The sequence below is a fragment of the Avrilella dinanensis genome, from assembly GCF_002807015.1.
GTDB lineage: Bacteria > Bacteroidota > Bacteroidia > Flavobacteriales > Flavobacteriaceae > Flavobacterium > Flavobacterium dinanensis.
In genome coordinates this window covers 1,771,097-1,793,939 of record NZ_NIPO01000001.1, presented here as the reverse complement: position 1 = coordinate 1,793,939, position 22,843 = coordinate 1,771,097, and the positions used below count along the sequence as shown (strand labels likewise).

Sequence of the window (22,843 nt, the reverse complement as noted above, 5' to 3'; positions counted from 1 at the left end):
TCCATGCAGCAAATAATCAGATTCTTGACAAGGAACAGTATTACGATACTGTTTTTGCTGCTTTTTGGCATAGCATTTTTTTTGACCATAAAATCACACAATTACCACCAGAGTGTGACGGTGAATTCGTCTAATAAAGTTTCCGGTTTTGTCTATGACAAAGTGAACGGGGTTAAATCATATTTCGGACTGAAACAAGAAAACGAACAGTTGGCAAAAGAGAATGCTTATTTGCAGCAATTGCTCTATAACAGCCGGGTAATCATTGATTCGGCTTTTACGGTCAATCCTGAACTGCATTTAGACGCAGATTATCAGGTGCTGCAAAGTCTGGTTATCAAAAATTCTTATTCAAAAAAACGTAATTATCTGACTATCAAAGGTGGGCAGGAAAATGGAATCAAAACCGATATGGGTGTGATTAATTCCAACGGAGTTATCGGGATTGTGGAAAATGTGTCTGACAATTATGCTGTTGTTCAGAGTATTCTTAATCTTAAAACGAGAATAGCCGCGAAAGTATCAGACACAGAACATTTCGGAACTGTTGTTTGGGACGGAAAAAATGCCGGATATGTCCAATTGATTGATATCCCTAAATTAGCCAACCTGCACAAAGGCGATACAGTGGTAACAGGCGGAAGCTCAACCATATTTCCGGAAAATATTCCGATTGGTTTTGTAGAGCAGGTTTTTACTTCCGAAACATCTAATTTCTATACGATTAATGTCAGATTATTTAATGATATGACCCGATTGCAGTCTGTTTATTTAATAGAAAATACTGGATTAGAGGAAATTATAGAATTAGAACAAAATACCGGGCAAGATGAATAATGATGTTGTAAAAATTGTTTTGCGTACTTTGCTGCTGATTGCTTTGCAAGTTGTTTTGTTTGACTATGTTGAACTTTTCGGGTATATCTCCGTATTTCCGTACATCTTGTGCATTTTGTTGTTTCCGTTACAATCAAATCGTTATTTTTTACTGATTTACGCTTTTTTTCTCGGATTGTGTATTGATATATTCAATAATTCCGGAGGTGTTCACGCTGCGGCTTGTGTAACTTTGGCATATTTCAGAGAATCTTTGATTAAATTTGCTTACGGATTCAGTTACGAATATCACTTACTTCGCTTAACCGACAAAATAGGAAAAGAATTGATTACTTATACGGCAATTGGTGTTTTAATCCATCATTTTGTATTGTATATTTTAGAAGTTTTCAATTTTAATTTCCTGCCCGAAATATTACTGAGAATTTCAGGCTCAACTGTTTTCACGATAGTTGTCATATTGATAATGATTGCATTAGCAAAACCGGTCAAAAGATGAGAAAATTACTATTTCCTTCAGTAATTATTTTGACAGCATTGATTTTGCTGGCGAAGTTGTTTTATTTGCAGATATTAGACGATTCCTATATCAAACAGTCAGATAACAATGCCCTTAAAATCGTTTATGATTATCCCGAAAGAGGATATATCTATGACAGAAATAATAGCTTGCTGGTCGCCAATCAGCCGAGCTACGACATTATGGTCATTCCTAATGACATCAAAAATATTGACACACTTGAGTTGTGTAAAATACTGGATTTGTCCCGCGAAGATTTTGACGAAAAAATGAGAAAAGCCAAGGTTTATAGTCCGCGGTTACCTTCTGTTTTTTTAGCACAGCTGACCAAAAGGGAATTTTCTGCTTTTCAGGAAAAACTCAGGCATTTCAAAGGATTTTATGTACAAAAAAGAAACCTGAGAGATTATCAGGTCGATTACGGAGCTAATATTTTCGGATATATCCGGCAAGTGAATGAGGCAGAAATCAAACGAAATTCCTATTATCGGAGTGGAGATTTAATTGGCATACAAGGCATCGAGCAAGCTTATGAAAAAGACCTTCGCGGAACGAAAGGTGTGCGTTATATACAACGGGATAAATTTAACCGTGAAATCGGATCTTTCAAAGACGGGATTTACGATACAGCAGTAATCAAAGGTAGAGATATTCATATTACGATAGATGCTGAATTGCAGCGATATGGTGAAGAATTGATGAAGAATAAACGAGGTGGTATTGTGGCGATTGAACCTAAAACGGGCGAAATATTGGCTTTGGTTACCGCACCGTATTACGACCCAAGTTTGATGGTCGGGCGAAATCGTTCGAGAAACTATATAGAGATAGAAAGTCGTCCCGGTCAGCCGATGTTTAACCGCAGCTTGCAGGGGAGTTATGCCCCAGGTTCGCCATTTAAAATATTTACCGGACTTATTGGCTTGCAGGAAGAGGTGATTGATACACACACTTCTTTTGCTTGTAGCCACGGATTTTATTACGCTCCGGGAGCTTTTATGAAATGTCATGATGCAGGTAATTGGTCTCTGCATAACGCGATTGCTTTGTCGTGTAACACTTATTTCAGCCAGACATACCGGAAAATTATTGGAAAATTCAACAATTCCAAAATGGGAATGGACACTTGGTATAATCATTTACGTAGTTTTGGTTTTGGTGATTTCTTGGGTTATGATTTACCTGTCGGCACCAAAGGGCGTATTCCTGATGCTGATTATTATGACAGATGGTATCCGAGAGGCTCATGGGGCGGAACGACAACGATTTCCAATGCTATCGGACAGGGTGAAGTAGAAGTTTCACCGATTCAGTTGGCGAATGCTGTCTGTGCCGTTGCTAATCAAGGTTATTATTTTACGCCTCACATCATTAAATCTATCGAAGGAAAAGACATCGACAAAAGTTTTGTACAGAAAAAAACAACAACCATAGACCCACAGTATTTTCAGCCGGTTATCGAAGGATTACATCAGGTTTACAAAACCGGAACGGCAAGAAGATTGCAGGTAGAAGGGATTGAAATATGTGGGAAAACCGGGACGGTGGAAAATTTTATCACATTTGAAGGCGAAAAAACAAAATTAAAAGACCACTCGGTGTTTGTGTCTTTTGCCCCAAAGGAAGACCCGAAAATTGTGCTTTGTGTGTTTATTGAAAACGGAGGATTCGGAGCGACATGGGCAGGACCAATTTCTACATTGATGGTAGAAAAATACCTGAAAGGCGAGATTTCTAAAATTGATTTAGAAAAACGAATGTTGGAAGGAAGTCTGGAAGAAAATTACGTTTTCAAAGACCAGGTAGAAGAAAAGAAGAAAGAGAAAGAAAAACTCCAAAGAGAAATTTCTAAAGCGTTTAACCAGCAAATTCAGTTAATCAGTGGCAAAAACTAAGCATTTGGCTAATCAAAGCGTCTTGCAAAACCTCGACTGGTTTTGTGTATTACTGTATGCACTTTTGGTTTTTGCAGGGTGGTTAAACATCTATTCAGCATCGTTGCCACTTGAACCAGCGGGTATATTTGACCTGAACCAGATATATGGCAAACAATTACTTTTCATTATTTTATGTGTTCCGCTGATAATTGTTTTACTATCTATTGAAGCTAAGTTTTATGAAAAATATGCTGTCGTTTTCTATGCCGTCGGTATCATTGCTTTAATGGGGCTTTTTGTTTTCGGTAAAACCATCAAAGGACAAACCAATTGGTATCAGTTTGGTGGATTCGGATTACAACCTTCGGAGTTTATGAAAACTGCCGTGGCTTTGTTGTTGGCGAAGTATATTACCGATTCGCAGACGCATTTTGAAACGCTGAGAGAACAAGCTATCGGTATCGGAATTATCTTATTTCCCGTTCTTCTGATTTTGTTACAGCCAGATGCCGGTTCGGCGATGATTTTTCTGTCTTTGTTTTTGCTTTTGTACCGGGAAGGTCTGCCTTCGTGGTATTTATGGACGGGTGTCATAGCCATTGCGTTATTTTTGCTTTCACTTGTCATCAATCCTGAATATTTGGTTGGGTTTACTTTATTGGGCTTGGGCATTCATTATTTTTTAAACAAATCTATTAAGAGAAATCCGTTTTTTTATTTGTTTCTGGGCATTATGATGAGTGGTTTTGTGTTTTCGGTAGATTATGTTTATGACGAGGTGTTAGAACCCCATCAGAAAGAAAGAATTGACGTGCTTTTCGGTAAAGATGTCGATTTGAAAAGAGAAGGTTATAATCTCAATCAATCCAAAATTGCGATTGGCTCAGGAGGTTGGTTTGGACGTGGTTTTCTCGAAGGAACGCAAACCAAAGGCGGTTTTGTACCTGAGCAACATACTGATTATATTTTTACCACAGTAGGCGAGGAGTGGGGCTTTGTTGGTTCGTTGGTAGTCATCGGTTTGTTTGTAACACTTTTGTTGAGAATTTGGTATTTGTCTGAAAAACAGAAAACCAGATTTCCAAGAATTTATGGTTATGGCGTTGTCGCTTTTCTGTTTACCCACTTTTTCATGAATATTGCCATGCTGATAGGCTTGTTTCCGACTATTGGTGTGCCGTTGCCTTTTTTCTCATATGGAGGCTCGAGCCTGATAGCTTTTACCATTATGTTATTTATTTTTCTGAAATTAGATGCCAACAAAGTTAATGAATGGTAGAAAATAGCTATAAACTTTCTTTTATGTAATCTAAAATAGAAGAAACCGGTGTATTGCAGTCAAACCATCTGATAGCATCATTTCGGTTGAACCACGTTAATTGTCTTTTGGCAAATCTTCGGGTATTCTTTTTGATTTCTTCGATAGCTTCTTCAAACGATAATTTGTCCTCAAAAAAGTCAAATAATTCCCGATAACCAACTGTTTGCAGGGCATTATTATCTTTATATGGATAAAGATTTTCTACTTCTTTCAGCAAACCATTGTTTATCATGATATCTACTCGTTGATTAATTCGGTCGTAGATAACTTCTCGGTCTGCCGTCAGTCCGATATAAATTGGTTTGAAACTACGCTGTGTTTTTTCTTTTTTGAGGTAAGTAGAATAAGGTTTGTTTTCGGCCATACAAACACTTACATAACGTATCATACGTTGCGGATTTTGCAGTGTTTGCGGATTTTCCTGCGCGATTTTTGTATAAAACGAAAAATCTCTTTGTTTTAATTCATTTTGTAAATAAACCAATCCGGATTGTTCATAATTTCGCTGAACCTGATTTTTGATATTTTCATCAACTTTCGGAAAATTATCCAATCCTTGCGTGACCGCATCAATGTATAAACCCGAACCTCCAACCATAATTTGCATTTGATTTTTTTCAAACAAACTATCCAGACAAGACAAAGCATCACGTTCAAACTGACCGACAGAATAACTATCGTTTATGGAAATATACTGAACGAAATGATGTTTCACAGCCGATAATTCTTCCGCTGACGGAACCGCTGTACCGATAGTCATTTCCTGATAAAACTGTCGGCTGTCTGCCGATATTATCTCACAGCCAAAATGCTTAGCCAGCTCAATGGCTTTGGCTGTTTTTCCGATAGCTGTCGGACCAACAACGATGATAAGTTTATTCATCGGTCTGGAGTTTTTCAGTATTTAGGAGTTTTGCTCCACAATTGCTGCAAAAGTTGGCGTCTAAATCATAAATGAACGAAGTACATTCCGGGCAAACAATTCTTGTTTTCAACTCCGAATTGTTGTATTTCAGATTGGTATATTCCGCTGTCACAATCCCGGTTGGCACCGCAATAATTCCGTATCCCATAATCATAATAAAAGAGGCAATGGTTTTTCCTACATAAGTAATCGGAGCAATATCCCCATACCCTACAGTGGTCATTGTTACTATACACCAGTAGACACTATTGGGAATATCAGTAAATCCGTTATGTCCACCTTCGATAATATACATTAATGTGCCCAAAACGATGGACATCACAATCATGAAATACATGAAAACGATGATTTTGTGCTTGCTTGCATTTAATGCCAATTTGAGATGTGATTGTTGACCGATAATCGGCATTAAATCCAATATCGCAAAGAGTCTTAATAGACGGATTGCCCGGAAAGCAATCAAGAAACTCGCTTCCGGAAAGAAGTACGACAAATACATCGGTAATAATGAAATCAAGTCAACGATGCCGTAAAAACTGAATACATATGAAAGTGGTTTTTTATTGCAAAGTAACCTTAGGATATATTCTAAAGTAAAAAAAACAGTAACAACCCATTCGCCGTAATATAAAAAATTATGGTATTTTGGGTCAACGCTTTTAACGGAATCTATCATAACCATTGCAACGCTGAGCAAAATAACCAGCAAAAGAACAAGGTCAAACAATTTACCTTCGGGGGTATTCGATCCGTAGATGACGATATAAATCTTTTGCCTTAAAATTTCGTATTTAGACTTTAATCTTTTCATTATCGGGTTGTTGTAGCGGAATTATTTTGTAATTATTTTTTTTACAAAGATAGTCAATTAACCATTCGTAATAATTTTTGCTTTCAGGAACCGGAATAATAATTTGTTTTAGGATTTTATGTTCCGAAATCTGATAGTTCAAACCAGCGTAACCATAGCCTTTTACGGTATTATTTTCTACCATTATAATTCCTTTTTCGCCATTTTTTCTGCCTTTTAATACAAGTATGGAATTATCAATAGCAGGAATTTTTTCGGTTATAATCTGTTTGACTGACAAAGCGAGTGAAATGCTTTCAGAATCTGATTTTTCCTGAGCTTCACGCAAGGTTTCTTCAATAAATTTTTGTGCTGATTTTTGTTTTTTAAATGTCCGGATAATCGTTTGGCTGCTGTCTGTTTTTCCTACTTTCAACGGTTGCTCATCATTGCCGAAAAATACCGCCCATTTAGATTCGATGTATAAGTTCCGGGTATTGTTATATTTAGGTTTATGCTTTTTAATTTCGATATCTTCCTTAATCTTGGCAATAATTTCGGAGCCGGTGGTTTCAAAGGAAATATCAAACACTTCCTGTTGTATTTTCTGATAAATTCTTTGCTCGCCGGTAAGTATCGTCAAGGCTTTTTTATAAATATTTGTCGCTTTAATGACGTAAATCAGCTGTTGGTTTTTGTTATAAAAATAAACAATTCCGGTCGAATAAGGCAGTTTTTCGGTAATGCTAATCCATTTCGGGGAAATACCGAGCGATAACTCATTTTTGATATGGTTTTTTACGATGGTTTTGTCTTCATCTTTGGCCAACAGTAATTCAAATAATTTTACCGTAGCCAATGCGTCTCCGCTCGCCCGGTGCCGGTCGGCAATCGGAATGCCCAATGAACGTACCAGTTTGCCTAAACTGTATGACGATGCGTCTGGCAATAATTTTTTGGAAAGTTCTACCGTACATAAAGTCGGCATATTGAAATTATAACCCAATCGATTGAATTCGAGCTGTAAAACGCGATAGTCAAAATTGGCATTATGAGCAACGATAATGCAGCCATCGATAATTTCGATAATCCGTTTGGCGATTTCGTAAAATTTCGGTGCGGCTTTCAACATCGGTTGTCTGATACCGGTTAGTTTTTCCACAAATGGTTGAATCGGTCGTTCCGGATTAACCAAACTGATAAGTTGGTCGGTAATTTCGATGCCGTCAAACCGGTAAATTGCGATTTCGGTAATCCCTTCCTGATTGAAGGCTCCTCCTGTGGTTTCTATATCTATAATTGCGTACACATACTCTGTTTGGCAGTCGGGTATCAAACCCGAAACTGATTTTTACGAGGGCAAAATTACGAAAAATGGAAAAGGTTAGTGTGAAATGTCAATGAATTGTTTTATTATTCTTTTTCGGGAATAGATTCAAATAAGTCTAAAGGATTTAATTTAAATTGCAAACTTTTCGGGTCAGGAGTGCCGCCTTTTCTTTGTGCTGTCATACGTCCAATCTTTAGATTACCTCTTTTTGTAATTTCTACATTGCCTTTGGCAAAAAAATTACAAACAAAGTTGATGTCTTTTAAAACCCAATCAATCTTATCTTCTTTTTTTCGGGTAACGAGCACCCAATCAGCAGCTAAAGCTCCTCTGCCTCTTAAAACATCATTGAAAATCAAAGTTTTGTTTTCGGTGAAAAAATCTAATAATTCGTTTGTTTTGATTTTGTCGATTTCATCTAAAAACATTCTTCGATTATCTCTTAAATTATTAGGGGTTATTGGAGGAATTTCTCCAGTGTAAAGTTTTAGTGTTTCACAAACAGATTCTGGAATATTCCAAAAAGCTCGATATTTATCTACGGGTCTTTTATCCACTTGATTATAACCCGCACCGATATTGGCTTTTTTTAGTGATATATTCTCGATATAATATATTTCGTTAATAATTACTTCTAATTTAACTTGAATATCTGCTTTTTTGAAAATCATTGTTTCTTCGTGATTTTCTTCGGTTACTCCTAAACTTAAAGCTTTTGTTTTATTTATTTTTGGAGCTATTTGAACGGCTGTTAATTGCTGTATTTTTTCGGGATTATATCCCATAATTTGAAGCCATAACTTGGCATCTTTATCATTTTTATAATTGTTGAATTTCAGAACAATATCTATCTCGTTTTTAAATCCACCTTTTGCGGTATATGAACCGATTGTTTGTTTGTAATCCATCAAAGCACTTTTGTTATTTCTTTAATTATTTCTTTTAAGACGTTGACCGCAACACTATTGCCAAATTGTTTATACGCTCGATTTGCTTTATCATCGATATGAAACCAATCGGGAAATCCTTGTATTCTGGCACATTCTCTAGGACTTAATTTTCTAAGTACGCCATTTATCAAGTAAATACCTGTTTTTGAACCGACTCCACCACCATAAGCAGAAAGTGTACAAGCATGCCCATAAGGACTGTATATTCTCTCTCCTTGTCCTCCCTTATTTACGATACCTATTTGTATAGGCTTGTTAGATATTTCTATCTCTCCAAAAATATTGAGCTGAGGTTTAGCTTCTTTATAGATATTTATGTCTGGTCTGTTTATTATTTTAGCTTCTGGATTTGTCTCAAGAATATCATTGAGAGAAACAGCTTTGTTGATGGGAGCGGGAAAATTAAAATGGGTAATTTTTAAATCCTTTCTAAAACAAACAATAAATATTCGTTCTCTGTTTTGAGGTAATCCATAATCACTTGCGTTAAGTACTTTGTAATACACATCGTACCCCAAATCAGTAATTGTGGTAATAATTGTTTTTAATGTTTTTCCTTTATCGTGCTTTTCCAGATTTTTAACATTTTCCAGAAAAATAATTTTAGGCTTGTGATGCTTTACTATCCTTGCAATGTCAAAAAACAAAGTTCCGCGAGTATCTTCGAATCCTTTTTGTTTTCCTGAAATAGAAAATGCCTGACAAGGAAAGCCACCACATAAAATATCATGCTGTGGAATATCTTTTTCGTTGATTTGTGTAATATCGCCTTTCGGAATAAGCCCAAAATTTTTTTCATATACTTGAGCGGCAGACTCATCCCATTCAGAAGCAAAAACACATTCGGCATTAAAATGATTCATTGCCAGATGAAAACCACCAATACCAGCAAATAAATCGATATATTTATAGTCTTTTAGTGCTTTATTACTTTTTGTTTTTTCTGTTCTTAATGAGGAGACTAATGTTTCCATTTCAAATCAATTTGATTATTTCAAAGTTACAAAATAAAACTACTCTCTTCTCCCAAAAATACTACTTCCGATTCTTACCATTGTACTTCCGCATTCGATAGCGATTTTATAATCGCCGCTCATTCCCATGGATAAATGTTCAAAATGGCAGTTAGGAAGCTGATACGGTTTTACATAATCAAAGATATCTTTCAGCGATTGAAATTCTTTACGGATTTTGTTGTTATCTTCTGTAAATGAAGCCATTCCCATCAATCCGACAATTTTGATGTTTTCCATTTCCTTGAATTCATCAGAATGAATCAACTGCAATAATTCGTCCTGTTCCAAACCGAACTTGGTTTCTTCGGTCGCAATATAAACCTGCAATAGGCATGGAATCACACGATGCCATTTTTTCGCCTGTTTGTTGATTTCTTTCAATAGTTTCAGGCTGTCCACACCGTGAATCAACGATACATATGGAGCCATATATTTGACCTTATTCGTCTGTACGTGTCCAATCATGTGCCATTGGATATCCTTGGGCATTTGTTCCCACTTTTGGGTCATTTCCTGAATCTTATTTTCGCCGAAAACCCGTTGCCCGGCTTCATAAGCTTCCATTAAATCACTGACGGGTTTGGTTTTGGAAACTGCTACGAGGGTTATATTTTTAGGTAAAATATCTTTGATTTTCAGTAAATTAGAACTAATTGACATCATAAAAAATTAAAATTCATAAATCATTAATCCGTTTCGGAGTTTCGGTTCGATATAAGTGCTTTTTGGTGGCATAGTCAAGTTATTGTGTGCCAGATATTTAATTTCATCGATAGAAGGCGGAAATAACGTAAACCCGACTTCATATTCGCCGTTATCTATTTTTTTAAACATCTCGATAACACTTTGATTTCCGGGAATATAATCAATGCGACTGTCGGTTCGTAAATCGCCTATTCCCAGTATTTTGTGTAATATTTTGTCGTACAAAATCTGAGCGTCCAACACTTCTAATCCTTCATTGGCTTCAGGTAGGTTTTTAAGTTTCAGGCTATAATACACATTGTTGAGGTACATACCGAACTCAAATTTTTGTGAAGGTTTCCACAATTGTTGCTTACGAGGTTTCAAGATAAAATCTTTTTCGAGTAAATACAGGAATTCTTCTGTTGTATGACCGTTTAAATCGTGAATAACCCGGTTATATTCATTGATTCGGATAGATTTTTCGGAAACGAGATAACTCATAAAATACCGCAGCAACGGGTTTTCCGTATTTTCATCATGTATCATTTCTGATGCAGCCGAACGATGATGGCCGTCGGCGATATAAAGGTGTTCAAAACCTTTGAATATCTGTGTAATGTAATCTATATCTGTTTGATTATCAACTTTCCAAACAGTATGTTTTTGTTTGTTGGTAGTTGTGAAATCATAGATAGGTGTGTTGTTTTGATAATTTTCTATCCATTTATCCAAATCCGGGTTGTCGGGGTGCATCATCAAAACAGGCTCGGTGTTGAAACCCGAAATCTTAAAATAATCCCGCAAGGCCAATACCCGGTAATCTAAAGTATTTTCATGTTTTTTGATGAGTTGAGATTTGTAATCTTCGATTGACGTACCCGCCATAATCCCGATAAAACTATAATTCCGGGCAGCAATCCGGTATAGATAGTAAGCTGGGTTTTCGTCCTGAATAAAAATCCGGTCGCGTTTGAAATCTTTATATTTGGCAGCTACGATTCTGAAACGTTGTTCCACCCCGATTTTCTGCTGATTGACATACGCCGGATTGATGATATGCAAAAAAGAAAACGGATTAAAATCCAGCCACGAAGCCAGCTCGGTCGCTGAATATTCATCGTATGCCAAAGTGGTTACCAACGAGGCTTTGTCGGGTGTGGGGCGTGTTGCCCTGAAAGGAATAATATCTGCCATAATGATTTTATAGTCAAAGGTTTTAAAGTCGTAAAGTCGAAAGTTATAAAGTCAAAAGTCCGTATTTGTCAAACTGAACTTGTTTCAGTTTCTAAAGACATTCGGACTTTAAGACATTCGACATTTTGAACTTTATGACAAAAACTGCTTCGAAACTTTCTCGGCTTTTTTGCTTTCGCTGTAATCGTAAAAACCTTCGCCTGATTTTACCCCAAGTTTTCCTGCCATTACCATATTAACCAATAGCGGGCATGGTGCGTATTTCGGATTTTTGAATCCGTCGTACATTACATTTAAGATAGATAAACATACGTCCAATCCGATGAAATCAGCCAATTGTAACGGCCCCATCGGGTGTGCCATTCCTAATTTCATTACTGTGTCGATTTCCTCTACGCCGGCAACACCATTGTATAAGGTTTCTATAGATTCGTTAATCATTGGCATCAGAATGCGGTTGGCTACAAATCCTGGATAGTCGTTTACTTCGGTAGGTGTTTTGCCCAAAGCAAGGGACAAATCCATAATAGCCTTGGTCACTTCATCGGAAGTGTTGTATCCGCGAATGATTTCAACCAATTTCATAATCGGCACGGGATTCATAAAGTGCATACCAATCACACGTTGCGGAGCATTGACTACGGCGGCAATTTGTGTGATAGAAATAGATGAAGTATTGGTGGCTAAAATTACATTTTCAGAACAAAAATCATTTAATTGTCTGAAAATATTCAGTTTCAGGTCAATGTTTTCTGTAGCAGCTTCAACCACTAATTCCACACCGGAAACACCTTGTTTCATATCGGTAAAGGAAGTGATGTTGTTTAATGTCTGTTGCTTGTCGGAATCAGTAATTGTACCTTTGGCTACCATTCTGTCCAGATTGGTTGTGATGGTGCCGATTCCTTTTTCAAGAGCTTTTTCGCTGATGTCTATAAGGTTTACCTGAAATCCTTTTTGTGCAAAAGTGTGAGCAATTCCGTTACCCATTGTTCCTGCACCAATTACTGCTATATTCTTCATATAATATTTATTGATTTTGTGGTGTAAAAGTTTATGCGAATATACGGCTTTTGGTTGAAATAATTCTCAAATTTATTGTTTTTGGTAGAGACAGGGTATGTTTAAAAAAAATGAAGCTCTTTCGTTGTAAATAGCGAAAGGGCTTCATTTTTTATATAATTTGTATTTTTTGATTAATTAATCCCGTGCATTTTCTTTTTAAGCATTGGGTTAAGTATTATCAATATCAATGCGGTTATTCCTGGTATGATGGCAAAAATCATAAAGAAATAAGACATGGAATGTTCGGAAACAATTTTATCAATAGTAGAACCTAAAAATCCTCCTATTAGATTTGCAATGGCAGAGGCACAAAACCAAAATCCGAATAATAATCCCAATAATTTTTTAGGGGATAGTTTACTCACGTAAGATAAACCAACGGGTGATAAACATAACTCTCCGGTGGTATGGAAGAAGTAAGCAATAATCAGCCATATCATACTTACAGAGGCGGTTTTGGCTCCTTGCGGAATTGAACTTGCTCCGTAAGCCAAAGCGGTAAATCCGATACCTACTAAAATTAACCCTAAAGCAAATTTTATGGGACCTGAAGGATTCCATACTTTTTCCCAAAACTTGCTGAAACTTGAAGCTAAAGTAATGATGAAAAATGAGTTTAATATTTGGAACCATGACGCACCAACTTCTGTTTCTACATTGCCGAATTCTCTCCAAACTTTCCATAATCCCAATCCCCAGATGATTAAAAAGGATATAGCTGTGAAGATAATCGTGAGCGGATATTCCTTAAAAAGTTTTTTAGCTAAACTCGCCAGAACAATCGTTACAATAGCTATCGGAACAATGGTTAGTATAGCATCAATCCATTTGAAAGTTACTGCGGCACTTCCGTCGAGAACACGTTGTGTATAGTCTAATGCAAAAATAGACATGGAACCTCCGGCCTGTTCAAAAGCCAGGAAGAAAACGATACTTGCTAACATCAGCACGGCTACAACAATTAAACGGTCTCTGACCACGTTGGAAGGAGTTTCTTCTTCCGGTTCTTCTTCGTGGTTGGCTATTTTCTTGTCGTGGAATTCCTGCATATTTTTCGGACTCTCGCCATTGATACCAAATACTTTTTGACCAAAATAGAATTGTAACATTCCGAAGAACATAAATACTCCGGCTAATCCGAAGCCCCAATGCCAACCAACTTTTTCGCCGATATATCCACACAATAACATTCCTAAAAATGCTCCGGCGTTGATTCCCATATAAAAAATGGTGTAGCCTGCATCTTTTTTGACACTTGTATCAGGATAAAGGTTTCCGACCATGGAAGAAATATTTGGTTTAAACATACCATTCCCCAAAATCATTAACGCTAATCCTATAAAGAAAAAGCTTTTATCAAAAATTTCTAATGCCATTGAAGCATGACCTAAAGTCATAATCAAAGCACCCCAAAGAATCGCTTTTTTAAATCCTGTAAAACGGTCGGCAATCATTCCGCCGATTAGTGGTGTTAAATAAACTAACCCAGTATAATAAGCATATAGTTGCATTGAATCTTCTCTTGTCCATTCCCAGCCTCCGTCTGCCAATGAACTGACGAGAAACAATGTTAATAAAGCCCGCATTCCGTAGTAGCTGAAGCGTTCCCACATTTCGGTAAAGAAAAGAACAAACAAAGAAGCCGGGTGTCCTAATACCGTTTTTGTGTCAGCACCTTGTTTTTCAAGGTGTTTTGTTAATTCTAAATCGTTTGATTGATTCATTATATGTAAAGTTTTGTTATTTTAATTTCGTAAAAGTAATTTTTTTTTCTTTAACTACAATTTTTCCAAAAGATAATTCGTCATTTTGGTATATAATTGCTCACGGGTTTTGCCACCATAAATTCCGTGGTTTTTATCGGGATAAATCAACCAGTCGAAATCTTTATTTAGGTTTACTAATTTATTAATCAGAACCATAGAATTCTGAACGTGTACATTGTCATCTGCTGTTCCGTGGATTAACAAGAAGTTTCCTTTCAGTTTATTGGCGTGGGTAATCGGCGAATTGTTGTCGTAACCCGAAGCATTTTCCTGTGGCGTGGTCATAAACCGTTCGGTATAAACCGAGTCGTAAAATCGCCACGAAGTAACCGGTGCCACAGCAATCGCGGTTTTAAACACCTCGTTCGCCTGAAACAGACAGTTGCTCGACATAAATCCGCCAAAGCTCCAACCCCATATTCCGATGCGATTTTCATCGATAAAAGATTCTTTAGCCAATTGTTTTGCTACATAAATTTGGTCTTCGACTTCGTATTTTCCTAATTCTTTCTGCGTAACTTTTTTAAACTCCGCACCCTTGAAACCCGTTCCACGTCCGTCCACACAAACTATAATGTAACCTTTTTGGGTCAGCATAAAATGCCAGTAATCATTGGAATCAAACCATTTATCGGCTACTTGTTGTGAACCCGGTCCCGAATACTGATACATCAGCACCGGATATTTTTTTTTCGGGTTGAAATCTTTCGGTTTAATAATATATGCGTTTAAATCATCGCCGACTTCGTTTTTAAACGTCGTAAATTCTTTTTGAGGCAAATCAAACTTTTTTAGTTTATTTTCTAAATCGTCGTTGTTTAAAATTTCTTTGACCTTTTTACCTGAAGCGGTTTCCACCAATGTATAAGATGGTGCTTTAGTCGTTGATGAATGATTATTGATGAAATACTGATAATCAGGACTAAAAGTAGCATTATTCGTTCCAATCAAAGAAGACAATTGTTTTTTGTCCGAACCATTCAGGCGGACGCTGAACACATCGCGTTTGGTAGAACCGTTTTCAGTGGATTGGTAGTAAATCGTCTGATTTTCTTTGTTATAGCCGTAATAATTGGTCACTTCCCAGTTTCCGCTCGTTACTTTATTATTTAATGTTCCGTCGTTATTATAATGATAGATATGGTTGTAACCGTCTTTTTCGCTTGTCCAGATAAAGCTATTATCGTTCAGAAAAGTCAGGTTATCGGTAACATCAACATACGCTTTGTCGGTTTCGGTAAGAATGTTCGTTGTTTTTCCCGAATTTGCATCAACAAACAAGAGATTCAGTTGGTTTTGATGACGATTCAATGTCTGAACGCTCAAAACATTGGCATTATTGGTAAATTTGATTCGCGGAATATAATAATCCCGTTCGGCATTCAACGCAACATTTTTGGTTATTTTTTTAGCTGTATCGTATAAATGCAGACTTACTTTTGCGTTGTTTTCGCCCGCTTTCGGATATTTGAAAACCTGTTGTTGCGGATACAATTCTTCTCCATAGATATCCATTGAAAATACCGGAACGTCTGATTCGTCAAAACGGATATAAGCTAATTGCGTTCCGTCGGTATTCCAGTCAAACGCCCGTACAAACGCAAATTCTTCCTCATAAACCCAGTCGGTAATACCGTTGATAATGTGATTCTTATTGCCGTCATTGGTAATCTGAACCGTTTTTTTAGAAGCTACGTCAAAAACGTACAAATTGTTTTCAAAAGCATAGGCAATTTTCGTTCCATCGGCATTCAATAAAGGTTCCTGAATAGCATTTTCACTGATTTTGGTCAGCGTTTTCGTTGTGATATCGAACAAATAATAAACCGATGTAAACGAATGACGGTAAATAGGATTGTAATTCGTTGCAATCAGAATTTTGTCGTCGGTTTTGTTGATGGAATAGTCCGAAATTCTTTTAATTTCAGGAAATTCAGCACTACTGAATAAGGTCTGAACTTTCTCCAAGGTAGTAAAATCAAACGCATCAATCGTAAATGTACCCATATTTCGGTTATAATCCAAAACACTATATTGGTTCTTTGTGTGTAAGGTATTTAAAGCATTGAGCTGATTGGTTCTGAATGTTCCGTCCCAAATGGTTGAAACTTCAATTTTTTGCTGGGCTTGTGTGGTAACCAGCGGTGCTGTGAGCAAGCCTACCCACAAGAAAATATTTTTCATTTGCATGGAATAAAAAATTAAACCAGCAAATTAGTTATTTTTTTCGGATTGTGAAAATGTTATCTTATTTATGATTAAGAGCTTGTTTAAAATTTATCTAAAATTTGTTTATACTTCTTTTTGGTCGCTTTTACCTGCTCAGTAGGAATGTTAAATTTACAAACGATAGTTCTTCGTGTCATTTCTTTAATTCCGTTTAATCGCACAAAGTTGAATTAAATACCGATTACCACAATGATAATATGTTTTTTTAATCAAACAGCTAACTGCTACTCTTTTTTATCTTTAAATTCAAACAAATGCAACAAGTTTTTTATATTTGTAATATGAAAAAAATTATTTTTACCTTATTGTTTTTGTTTAGTGTAAGTGGTATTTACGCTCAGGTTACTTATAAAACGCACACTGTAGAGAAGGGCGAAAATCTCACGCAGATTGCCAAAAAATATTACACTACTGCTGATGATATTCGCCGGTTAAATCCGGATATTATGAGTGAATTAAGTACCAATCAGCAGATAAAAGTACCTGACAGAGACGGTGCGAAACTACATGAAGTTCAGCCGAAAGAAACGCTTTATGCCATTTCAAAAAAGTATAAAATAACCATCAATCAACTTAATGATTGGAACCCGGTTTTGCTGACAGACGGACTTCAATCCGGGCAAACTATCGTTGTTTCCCCGGCAAATGCTATAACTTCCAAACCGAGTGAGAACGGAAAATATACGGTACAAAAAGGCGAAACAATTTACAGTATCGCTGTCCGTCATAAGGTAACAGTATCTGAAATTTATGAGGCGAATCCGGGACTTTCGGGAACTAAAATAAATGAAGGCGATGAAATCGTGTTACCCGCAAAAGCTGTAGTATTATCGGATAATCCTGTTCAAAAACCTAAAGAAAATAATAAGGAAACTATACAGGAAGAAAGCACTCGTATTGTTGAGGTTCAACCTAAACAAACAATTTACAGCATCTCGAAAGAGAATAACATTTCGATAGAAGACTTGGTTAGACTAAATCCGGAAATCAAAAATGGCTTAAAACCCGGAATGAAACTAACTTTACTTTCTTCAGATTCGGAAGAAATTATCCCGATACAAGAAGAAAAAGAGGAATCTGTCGTCGTTACCGAGCAAAAAAATCAGATTAAAGAATCGATTATTGCCAAAGCTGAGAAAGAAGTAGTTTTTTTACTACCGTTCAATAACAGCTATGAAAATATTACAGAAAATAAACCGGTGCTGGACAGCAAATTGCAAAAAGATGTTTTCCTGAATATGACACTCGATTTTTATTCCGGTGTGTTGCTGGCATTGGATTCTGTGCAAAAACTGGATTATCCCGTCAATGTAAAAATCATAGACTCCAAAGAAAGTAACCGTAGTATGAAAATCAATCAGCTGTTGCGGGAAAACGATTTTAGCAATACCGATGTAATTATCGGACCGTTTTTCCAAAGTAATGTTGATGCTTTGTCTGAGGCATTGAAAAATCAGCCAACTTATGTGGTGTCGCCGTTATCTACTGATGAGGGTAAAGGTTTTATGAATCAGGTTCATGCGATGCCAACTAATAATTTGTTGAAACAAGGAATGATGAATCATCTGTTGAGTAAAGGAAAAAATATTGTATATCTGTCTCATAAACAGGAAAATATTGATTTCAAAAATTCTACAGGAACAGTTTTTGCCATCAACCAGAAAGGGAATGACATTACTGCCCAGCAATTAAAAGATGTGCTCAAAAAGTACAGCGGAAATTATGTGGTGCTGGATTCCGAATCGCTGGAAGCAGCTATCAATGTAACGAATATTCTGCATGGTTTGCGAGGCGAATATGATATCCAGCTGGCTCTTTTGGACAGGTCGTCAATATTGGATACATCTGAAATCAGTGTGCAGACGCTGGCAGACCTTAAAACTACTTTTCCTTCCGTAACTGCCGATTTTGACAATTATAAATACAACGAGTTTTATGATAAATTTTATCAGAAATATAAGCGTTCGCCAAATCGTTTTGCCATACGAGGCTTTGATATTACGTTAGATGTGTTGCAGCGATTACACCAAACTAATGTGAATGATTCGGGGATATTTGACAGGAATTCCGAACAAATTGAAAACGCTTTTGAGTACAGCAACTTGGAAAACGGAATTTACAACAACGGAATTTACATCTTGTATTTCGACACAGATTTATCCATCAGAAACGCTTATTAATTATGACTTCAGAAGTAATTTATTTAGGCGATTTGCGTACAAAATCGACGCATATCGCTTCGCAATCAGAGATATTGAGTGATGCACCGATAGATAACAATGGCAAAGGTGAGGCTTTTTCGCCAACCGATTATGTAGCAAATGCACTGGCGAGCTGTATGCTGACTATTATGGGAATCAAAGCCCGTGAAATGAACGTGGATATTAGTCAAAGCAGGGCAGAGGTAACCAAAATAATGCAGTCTGAGCCGAGAAGAATTGGCGAAATAGAAGTGAAAATATTTATGTCGTTGCAGGCAGATATCAAAACGAAAACAATTTTGGAAAATGCTGCCAAAGCTTGTCCGGTAGCTAAGAGTTTGCACCCGGATATTGTGCAGAAAATTGAATTTATTTGGAAAAATTAGACACCTCCCGAAAATTTTTGGAAGAATTGGCAGTAGCCAAAATGCCTTTCGGTAAATATAAAGACCGGTTTTTGATTGAACTGCCTGAGCCTTATCTGGTGTGGTTTTCCCGACAAGGTTTTCCGAAAGGAAAACTGGGGCAACAACTCGAAGCTATGCTCGAAATCAAAACCAACGGTTTGGAACCAATCATTTATGAAATCAGGAAAATAATGAAGAAGTAAAATAAAAAAAACCTATGAGACTCATAGGATTTCCAACTTTCAACTATTTTATTCTTACCCAAGTTTGTGTTCTACCCAAAGCCTGAATGCCGATGTATCCACGAACGTCTAACTTGTCAGAACCATTGAGTTTGATGGCACATTTGTATTCCTTGCCCGAATTCGGGTCGGTAATCGTTCCGCCTGAATAGGACGAACCGTCTTTTTTTAGTCCTTTGATGATAACTAATCCTTTAATCGGCTTACCTTTGTCACTACCTTTGCACTTGTCACATTTGGCATCTTTTTTATCAGTTAGAATCTCAACGACTTTACCATATAATTTGCCGTTTTGTTCATAAATTTCAACGATAGATTTTTCTTGTCCGGTTTCGTCGTCAATCGTTTTCCATTTTCCGGTAAAACTTTGGCTGAATGCTCCTAATGAACACAGCATCAATACGAATAATGCAATTGTTTTTTTCATAATTACGATTTTTTATTGTCACTAATATACGAATTATTTTTTTTCAAACGATGAATGGACGCATTAAGTTCGAATCCGAGAAGTAAAATCATACAATTTATCCAGATATAAATCATAAAAACCAACAGCGTTCCGATGGAACCATACAGTTCGTTATATTGGGCAAAACGTGTGACGTATATTCCGAAACCGTAGGAAGTAATAATAACCAGTAGAGTGGTAAAAAAAGCTCCTATGCTGAAAAAATGTATTTTTTTGGTTTCTTTAGCTCCATATTTGTATAAAATACAGGATATCAGAAAAATCATACTTACAATAAACACATACCGGATTACTCTCGCTAAAACCGGGTAGTCTGAAAAGTGCATATACACTTCAATAGTCAGGAAAACTGCCAGCGAAAACAATAGCATCACTGACATGATGAGCGACAATAACAAAGCAACAATGTATTGCCTGATAAAATTACGGGTGTTCGAAATGTGGTAAGACGATTCAAAACCGCTGACAATCGCATTCACTCCGTTTGACATCAAAAAAATAGACATCAGTACCCCGGTCGAAAGCAAGCTTTTGTAACTGTTGTTCATGATGTCTATCAAAATAGATTCGACAGCTCCGTATGTGCTTGGCGGAACGCTGGTTTCGACGAACGACAGAAAATCTTCCTGAAAATTTTCAATCGGTATATACGGAATTAAATTCAGGATAAACAAAGCAAACGGGAACAACGCCATAAAAAAACTAAATGCAATCGAGCCTGCCCGATAGGTAAAAGCACCTTCAATGATTCCTTTGATGTATAGTGTGCCAAGGTCATAGAGGGTCAGCCCTTCGAGTCGCGGGAGTTTGATTTTTCTGGTAAAACCGATTGTTCGCTGAAAAATATTCACTTTGTTTTCAGGTTATTCCACAACTGCTTTCAGGCTCAAATCCATATTGTAAACCGAGTGGGTCAATGCACCGCTCGAAATGAAATCTACCCCGCATTCAGCATAATTGCGAATGGTTTTTTCGTTAATATTACCCGAAGATTCCGCAAAACATTTTCCGTTTATCATTTCTACGGCTTTTCGGGTATCTTCATAATTAAAATTATCAATCAGAATCTGATAAACCCCGTCATTCTGCAAAATTTCTTCTATTTCGTTCAAATCACGAGCTTCAACAATGATTTTCAAATCTTTGTTGTTTTCTCTCAGATAGGTTTTGGTTTGGTTAATCGCTGCTGTGATTCCGCCAGCAAAATCAATGTGGTTGTCTTTGAGCATAATCATATCGTACAAGGCGAAACGATGATTTTCGCCGCCACCGATTTTTACTGCCCATTTTTCGATAGCCCGGATTCCGGGTGTGGTTTTTCGCGTATCCAAAACTTTAGCTTTTGTTCCGGCTACTAAATCCGTAAAATACCGGGTTTTTGTAGCGATGGCACTCATTCGTTGCATGCAGTTCAGCACCACGCGTTCGGCTTTCAATATCGACTGAGATTTTCCGGTTACATAAAATGCGATGTCGCCGTATTTTACTGGTGCTCCGTCTTCAATCAGCACTTCGACTTCCATATCGGAATCGACGTAATTAAAAACCATTTTGGCAAATTCAACGCCGGCAAGGATTCCGTCGTCTTTTACCAGTAATTTTGCTTTTCCCGTAGCATCAGCCGGAATACAGGCTAATGAACTATGGTCGCCATCTCCCACATCTTCGCGGATTGCGTTTTCTATAATAAACTGTAACTCGTTGTCAAATTGTTCCTGGCTAATCATTTTTCTTTTTTTGGCTAAAGTACGAATTTATACTGTTTTACGGATTGATTTAATACCGATATTTGGCAAATTTGAATGCAATTTTGGCTGAAAGGAAATTGTAATTATTCAGATATTTTTCCCAATTCGGGTTGGTCGTTGCTCTCAGTTTGCTGATAGTATATTTCAGCCCGAACAGCACAAACATATTATTTCCTGTATGATACTCAAAATCTAATCCGATTCCTAATCCATCGCCGTCAAACCTGAGTTCTTTTCTGCCTGATGTTCCTGTATATTCAGAATAATCATACGATATATGAGGTTCCAAAATCATATCGTCGGCTATGGGTTGATAAAAACTCACGTAAGGCCCGAAAGTGTAAAAATTAGTACGTTTGAAAAGTCCGTAATATTGTGGGTCTTTGACTCGCATTCTTGACAAACTTCCATGCAGTCCCAAAGAGAATTGCTTGTAATGTACAATTCCGATTTTAGCAAAAGCGGAAAGCTGACCGGACTGGTGTGCGTCGCCCATCATACTTTCGTTGGGCACGAGGTTTGTGATTCCTCCGCCGAGTTCAAAATCTTGTCCGAACCACAATTCTTTTTTGATGTTTTGAGCAAAACTCAGTGATGAATATAAAAATGTAGTTAAAAGTATTAGTTTTTTCATCTATATGCAATTTATAAACCATTGATTTGGTTTTATTTATTCTTTATTAATGCTTGTTATGGGCTTTCATAGGACTAAAAATTAAGTGCCCCGACATTGATATAATAATCTGTTACGTTATATTCGGAAATATATCCATAATATTTTGTGGTATGACCTTTTTCTATCCTAATGTAATAAACGTCGTTGCTTTCGTTTTTTGGGAAACTCAGACTGAAATTACCGTTTTGGTCAGTTTTGGTGTATGAAATGGCATTTGCTGAATTCGGATTCTGGAAATCTAACTCTGAAATATTGCTGCTTTCAGGAAGGAAGGAAGTAGGAAAAACCATAATTTCTACACCGTTTACGGCGGTTTGCCCGGATACCACACGCCCTTCCAGAACAGTGCGTTCTTCGCCGGTGTAGTGGTCGGTTGTACAGGCTGTCAAGCTTGTTACTGCCAGAAAAATCAAAATAATTTTCCTCATATTTGAACGAATTGTGTTACTGAAATCAATGTTTAACGAAGTAAATATAAATGTTTGTCCTTGCAATTCCTAATTTTACGTTAAGATAAAAAAATAAGCGAGAGAACCACCTCTCGCTTGTAACCAAAAAAACACTTATGAAACCCTCGGTATAAAACCGAAGTT

The 22,843-nt window shown here is 36.9% G+C and carries 22 protein-coding genes; 7 read left to right on the top strand and 15 right to left on the bottom strand.

Features of this window, described 5'->3' with window-relative positions; all coding sequences use genetic code 11:
- Nucleotides 1–3: 3 nt before the first annotated feature.
- From mreC to rodA, 4 genes are read left to right on the top strand one after another with little or no spacing between them, the layout of a single operon-like run.
- A complete protein-coding gene (gene mreC, locus CDL10_RS08585; protein WP_100678152.1) occupies nucleotides 4–837 on the top strand; it encodes a rod shape-determining protein MreC in 834 nt (277 codons plus the stop codon).
- Nucleotides 830–1,336 carry a rod shape-determining protein MreD gene (locus CDL10_RS08580; RefSeq protein ID WP_100678151.1) on the top strand — a complete coding sequence of 169 codons (507 nt, stop codon included), beginning with the start codon at nucleotides 830–832 and terminating at the stop codon, nucleotides 1,334–1,336. Before mreC ends, CDL10_RS08580 begins: the two co-directional genes overlap by 8 nt.
- Nucleotides 1,333–3,252: a penicillin-binding protein 2 gene (mrdA, locus tag CDL10_RS08575; RefSeq protein WP_100678150.1), complete on the top strand. Its 1,920-nt coding sequence runs from the start codon at nucleotides 1,333–1,335 to the stop codon at nucleotides 3,250–3,252. The genes CDL10_RS08580 and mrdA overlap by 4 nt, the downstream gene beginning before the upstream one ends.
- A gap of 4 nt (nucleotides 3,253–3,256) precedes the next feature.
- The gene (rodA, locus tag CDL10_RS08570; RefSeq protein ID WP_100678698.1) at nucleotides 3,257–4,513 is read left to right on the top strand and encodes a rod shape-determining protein RodA; all 1,257 of its coding nucleotides are present in this window, start codon (nucleotides 3,257–3,259) and stop codon (nucleotides 4,511–4,513) included.
- Between the two features lie 7 nt (nucleotides 4,514–4,520).
- Here rodA and miaA read toward each other — a convergent pair whose 3' ends face one another.
- The 10 genes from miaA to CDL10_RS08520 all read right to left on the bottom strand — a co-directional run bounded on the left by miaA (nucleotide 4,521) and on the right by CDL10_RS08520 (nucleotide 16,462).
- On the bottom strand, nucleotides 4,521–5,438 hold the full coding sequence (gene miaA / locus CDL10_RS08565; RefSeq protein WP_100678149.1) for a tRNA (adenosine(37)-N6)-dimethylallyltransferase MiaA: 918 nt from the start codon (nucleotides 5,436–5,438) through the stop codon (nucleotides 4,521–4,523).
- Nucleotides 5,431–6,294 (bottom strand): ion transporter, encoded by an 864-nt coding sequence (locus CDL10_RS08560; RefSeq protein ID WP_100678148.1) that lies wholly within the window; start codon nucleotides 6,292–6,294, stop codon nucleotides 5,431–5,433. The genes miaA and CDL10_RS08560 overlap by 8 nt, the downstream gene beginning before the upstream one ends.
- On the bottom strand, nucleotides 6,272–7,579 hold the full coding sequence (locus tag CDL10_RS08555; protein ID WP_100678697.1) for an exonuclease domain-containing protein: 1,308 nt from the start codon (nucleotides 7,577–7,579) through the stop codon (nucleotides 6,272–6,274). The genes CDL10_RS08560 and CDL10_RS08555 overlap by 23 nt, the downstream gene beginning before the upstream one ends.
- 104 nt (nucleotides 7,580–7,683) lie before the next feature.
- The gene (locus CDL10_RS08550; RefSeq protein WP_100678147.1) at nucleotides 7,684–8,508 is read right to left on the bottom strand and encodes a PDDEXK family nuclease; all 825 of its coding nucleotides are present in this window, start codon (nucleotides 8,506–8,508) and stop codon (nucleotides 7,684–7,686) included.
- Nucleotides 8,508–9,524 (bottom strand): DNA cytosine methyltransferase, encoded by a 1,017-nt coding sequence (locus tag CDL10_RS08545; RefSeq protein WP_100678146.1) that lies wholly within the window; start codon nucleotides 9,522–9,524, stop codon nucleotides 8,508–8,510. The genes CDL10_RS08550 and CDL10_RS08545 overlap by 1 nt, the downstream gene beginning before the upstream one ends.
- A 39-nt stretch (nucleotides 9,525–9,563) precedes the next feature.
- Complete coding sequence (locus CDL10_RS08540) at nucleotides 9,564–10,226, bottom strand: YggS family pyridoxal phosphate-dependent enzyme (protein WP_100678145.1); 663 nt, start codon at nucleotides 10,224–10,226, stop codon at nucleotides 9,564–9,566.
- Between the two features lie 9 nt (nucleotides 10,227–10,235).
- Nucleotides 10,236–11,447 (bottom strand): DUF1015 domain-containing protein, encoded by a 1,212-nt coding sequence (locus CDL10_RS08535; protein WP_100678144.1) that lies wholly within the window; start codon nucleotides 11,445–11,447, stop codon nucleotides 10,236–10,238.
- Nucleotides 11,448–11,579: 132 nt separating this feature from the next.
- Nucleotides 11,580–12,470: a 3-hydroxyacyl-CoA dehydrogenase family protein gene (locus CDL10_RS08530; RefSeq protein WP_100678143.1), complete on the bottom strand. Its 891-nt coding sequence runs from the start codon at nucleotides 12,468–12,470 to the stop codon at nucleotides 11,580–11,582.
- Nucleotides 12,471–12,643: 173 nt separating this feature from the next.
- Complete coding sequence (locus tag CDL10_RS08525) at nucleotides 12,644–14,236, bottom strand: peptide MFS transporter (RefSeq protein ID WP_100678142.1); 1,593 nt, start codon at nucleotides 14,234–14,236, stop codon at nucleotides 12,644–12,646.
- Between the two features lie 54 nt (nucleotides 14,237–14,290).
- The gene (locus tag CDL10_RS08520) at nucleotides 14,291–16,462 is read right to left on the bottom strand and encodes a S9 family peptidase (protein WP_243389319.1); all 2,172 of its coding nucleotides are present in this window, start codon (nucleotides 16,460–16,462) and stop codon (nucleotides 14,291–14,293) included.
- Nucleotides 16,463–16,788: 326 nt separating this feature from the next.
- On the opposite strand from CDL10_RS08520, the gene CDL10_RS08515 reads away from it, so the two are divergent.
- From CDL10_RS08515 to CDL10_RS08505, 3 genes are read left to right on the top strand one after another with little or no spacing between them, the layout of a single operon-like run.
- Nucleotides 16,789–18,687, top strand: coding sequence for a LysM peptidoglycan-binding domain-containing protein (locus CDL10_RS08515; protein WP_165772999.1), 1,899 nt, complete (start codon nucleotides 16,789–16,791; stop codon nucleotides 18,685–18,687).
- A 2-nt stretch (nucleotides 18,688–18,689) separates the two neighbouring features.
- Nucleotides 18,690–19,094: an OsmC family protein gene (locus CDL10_RS08510; RefSeq protein WP_100678139.1), complete on the top strand. Its 405-nt coding sequence runs from the start codon at nucleotides 18,690–18,692 to the stop codon at nucleotides 19,092–19,094.
- A complete protein-coding gene (locus CDL10_RS08505; RefSeq protein ID WP_262483256.1) occupies nucleotides 19,082–19,318 on the top strand; it encodes a DUF3820 family protein in 237 nt (78 codons plus the stop codon). Before CDL10_RS08510 ends, CDL10_RS08505 begins: the two co-directional genes overlap by 13 nt.
- A gap of 43 nt (nucleotides 19,319–19,361) precedes the next feature.
- On the opposite strand, the gene CDL10_RS08500 is transcribed toward CDL10_RS08505, so the two are convergent.
- The 5 genes from CDL10_RS08500 to CDL10_RS08480 all read right to left on the bottom strand — a co-directional run bounded on the left by CDL10_RS08500 (nucleotide 19,362) and on the right by CDL10_RS08480 (nucleotide 22,678).
- Nucleotides 19,362–19,784 carry a DUF2147 domain-containing protein gene (locus CDL10_RS08500; RefSeq protein WP_100678138.1) on the bottom strand — a complete coding sequence of 141 codons (423 nt, stop codon included), beginning with the start codon at nucleotides 19,782–19,784 and terminating at the stop codon, nucleotides 19,362–19,364.
- 2 nt (nucleotides 19,785–19,786) lie between these two features.
- Nucleotides 19,787–20,677: a YihY/virulence factor BrkB family protein gene (locus CDL10_RS08495; RefSeq protein WP_100678137.1), complete on the bottom strand. Its 891-nt coding sequence runs from the start codon at nucleotides 20,675–20,677 to the stop codon at nucleotides 19,787–19,789.
- Nucleotides 20,678–20,689: 12 nt separating this feature from the next.
- Nucleotides 20,690–21,553 (bottom strand): carboxylating nicotinate-nucleotide diphosphorylase, encoded by an 864-nt coding sequence (nadC, locus tag CDL10_RS08490; protein WP_100678136.1) that lies wholly within the window; start codon nucleotides 21,551–21,553, stop codon nucleotides 20,690–20,692.
- 49 nt (nucleotides 21,554–21,602) lie between these two features.
- The gene (locus CDL10_RS08485) at nucleotides 21,603–22,208 is read right to left on the bottom strand and encodes a hypothetical protein (protein WP_100678135.1); all 606 of its coding nucleotides are present in this window, start codon (nucleotides 22,206–22,208) and stop codon (nucleotides 21,603–21,605) included.
- Nucleotides 22,209–22,282: 74 nt separating this feature from the next.
- Nucleotides 22,283–22,678, bottom strand: a complete 396-nt coding sequence (locus tag CDL10_RS08480) for a hypothetical protein (protein ID WP_133119480.1) — start codon at nucleotides 22,676–22,678, stop codon at nucleotides 22,283–22,285.
- Between the last annotated feature and the right edge of the window lie 165 nt (nucleotides 22,679–22,843).

Bases quoted from the DNA above. Each gene is read 5' to 3' on its own strand.
- CDL10_RS08535 (WP_100678144.1), bottom strand. From the start codon at position 11,447: ATGGCAGATATTATTCCTTTCAGGGCAACACGCCCCACACCCGACAAA.
- CDL10_RS08530 (WP_100678143.1), bottom strand. From the start codon at position 12,470: ATGAAGAATATAGCAGTAATTGGTGCAGGAACAATGGGTAACGGAATT.
- CDL10_RS08515 (WP_165772999.1), top strand. From the start codon at position 16,789: ATGAAAAAAATTATTTTTACCTTATTGTTTTTGTTTAGTGTAAGTGGT.
- miaA (WP_100678149.1), bottom strand. From the start codon at position 5,438: ATGAATAAACTTATCATCGTTGTTGGTCCGACAGCTATCGGAAAAACA.
- CDL10_RS08485 (WP_100678135.1), bottom strand. From the start codon at position 22,208: ATGAAAAAACTAATACTTTTAACTACATTTTTATATTCATCACTGAGT.
- CDL10_RS08545 (WP_100678146.1), bottom strand. From the start codon at position 9,524: ATGGAAACATTAGTCTCCTCATTAAGAACAGAAAAAACAAAAAGTAAT.
- CDL10_RS08510 (WP_100678139.1), top strand. From the start codon at position 18,690: ATGACTTCAGAAGTAATTTATTTAGGCGATTTGCGTACAAAATCGACG.
- CDL10_RS08580 (WP_100678151.1), top strand. From the start codon at position 830: ATGAATAATGATGTTGTAAAAATTGTTTTGCGTACTTTGCTGCTGATT.
- mrdA (WP_100678150.1), top strand. From the start codon at position 1,333: ATGAGAAAATTACTATTTCCTTCAGTAATTATTTTGACAGCATTGATT.
- CDL10_RS08520 (WP_243389319.1), bottom strand. From the start codon at position 16,462: ATGAAAAATATTTTCTTGTGGGTAGGCTTGCTCACAGCACCGCTGGTT.
- nadC (WP_100678136.1), bottom strand. From the start codon at position 21,553: ATGATTAGCCAGGAACAATTTGACAACGAGTTACAGTTTATTATAGAA.
- CDL10_RS08480 (WP_133119480.1), bottom strand. From the start codon at position 22,678: ATGAGGAAAATTATTTTGATTTTTCTGGCAGTAACAAGCTTGACAGCC.
- CDL10_RS08500 (WP_100678138.1), bottom strand. From the start codon at position 19,784: ATGAAAAAAACAATTGCATTATTCGTATTGATGCTGTGTTCATTAGGA.
- CDL10_RS08550 (WP_100678147.1), bottom strand. From the start codon at position 8,508: ATGGATTACAAACAAACAATCGGTTCATATACCGCAAAAGGTGGATTT.
- mreC (WP_100678152.1), top strand. From the start codon at position 4: ATGCAGCAAATAATCAGATTCTTGACAAGGAACAGTATTACGATACTG.
- CDL10_RS08540 (WP_100678145.1), bottom strand. From the start codon at position 10,226: ATGTCAATTAGTTCTAATTTACTGAAAATCAAAGATATTTTACCTAAA.
- CDL10_RS08525 (WP_100678142.1), bottom strand. From the start codon at position 14,236: ATGAATCAATCAAACGATTTAGAATTAACAAAACACCTTGAAAAACAA.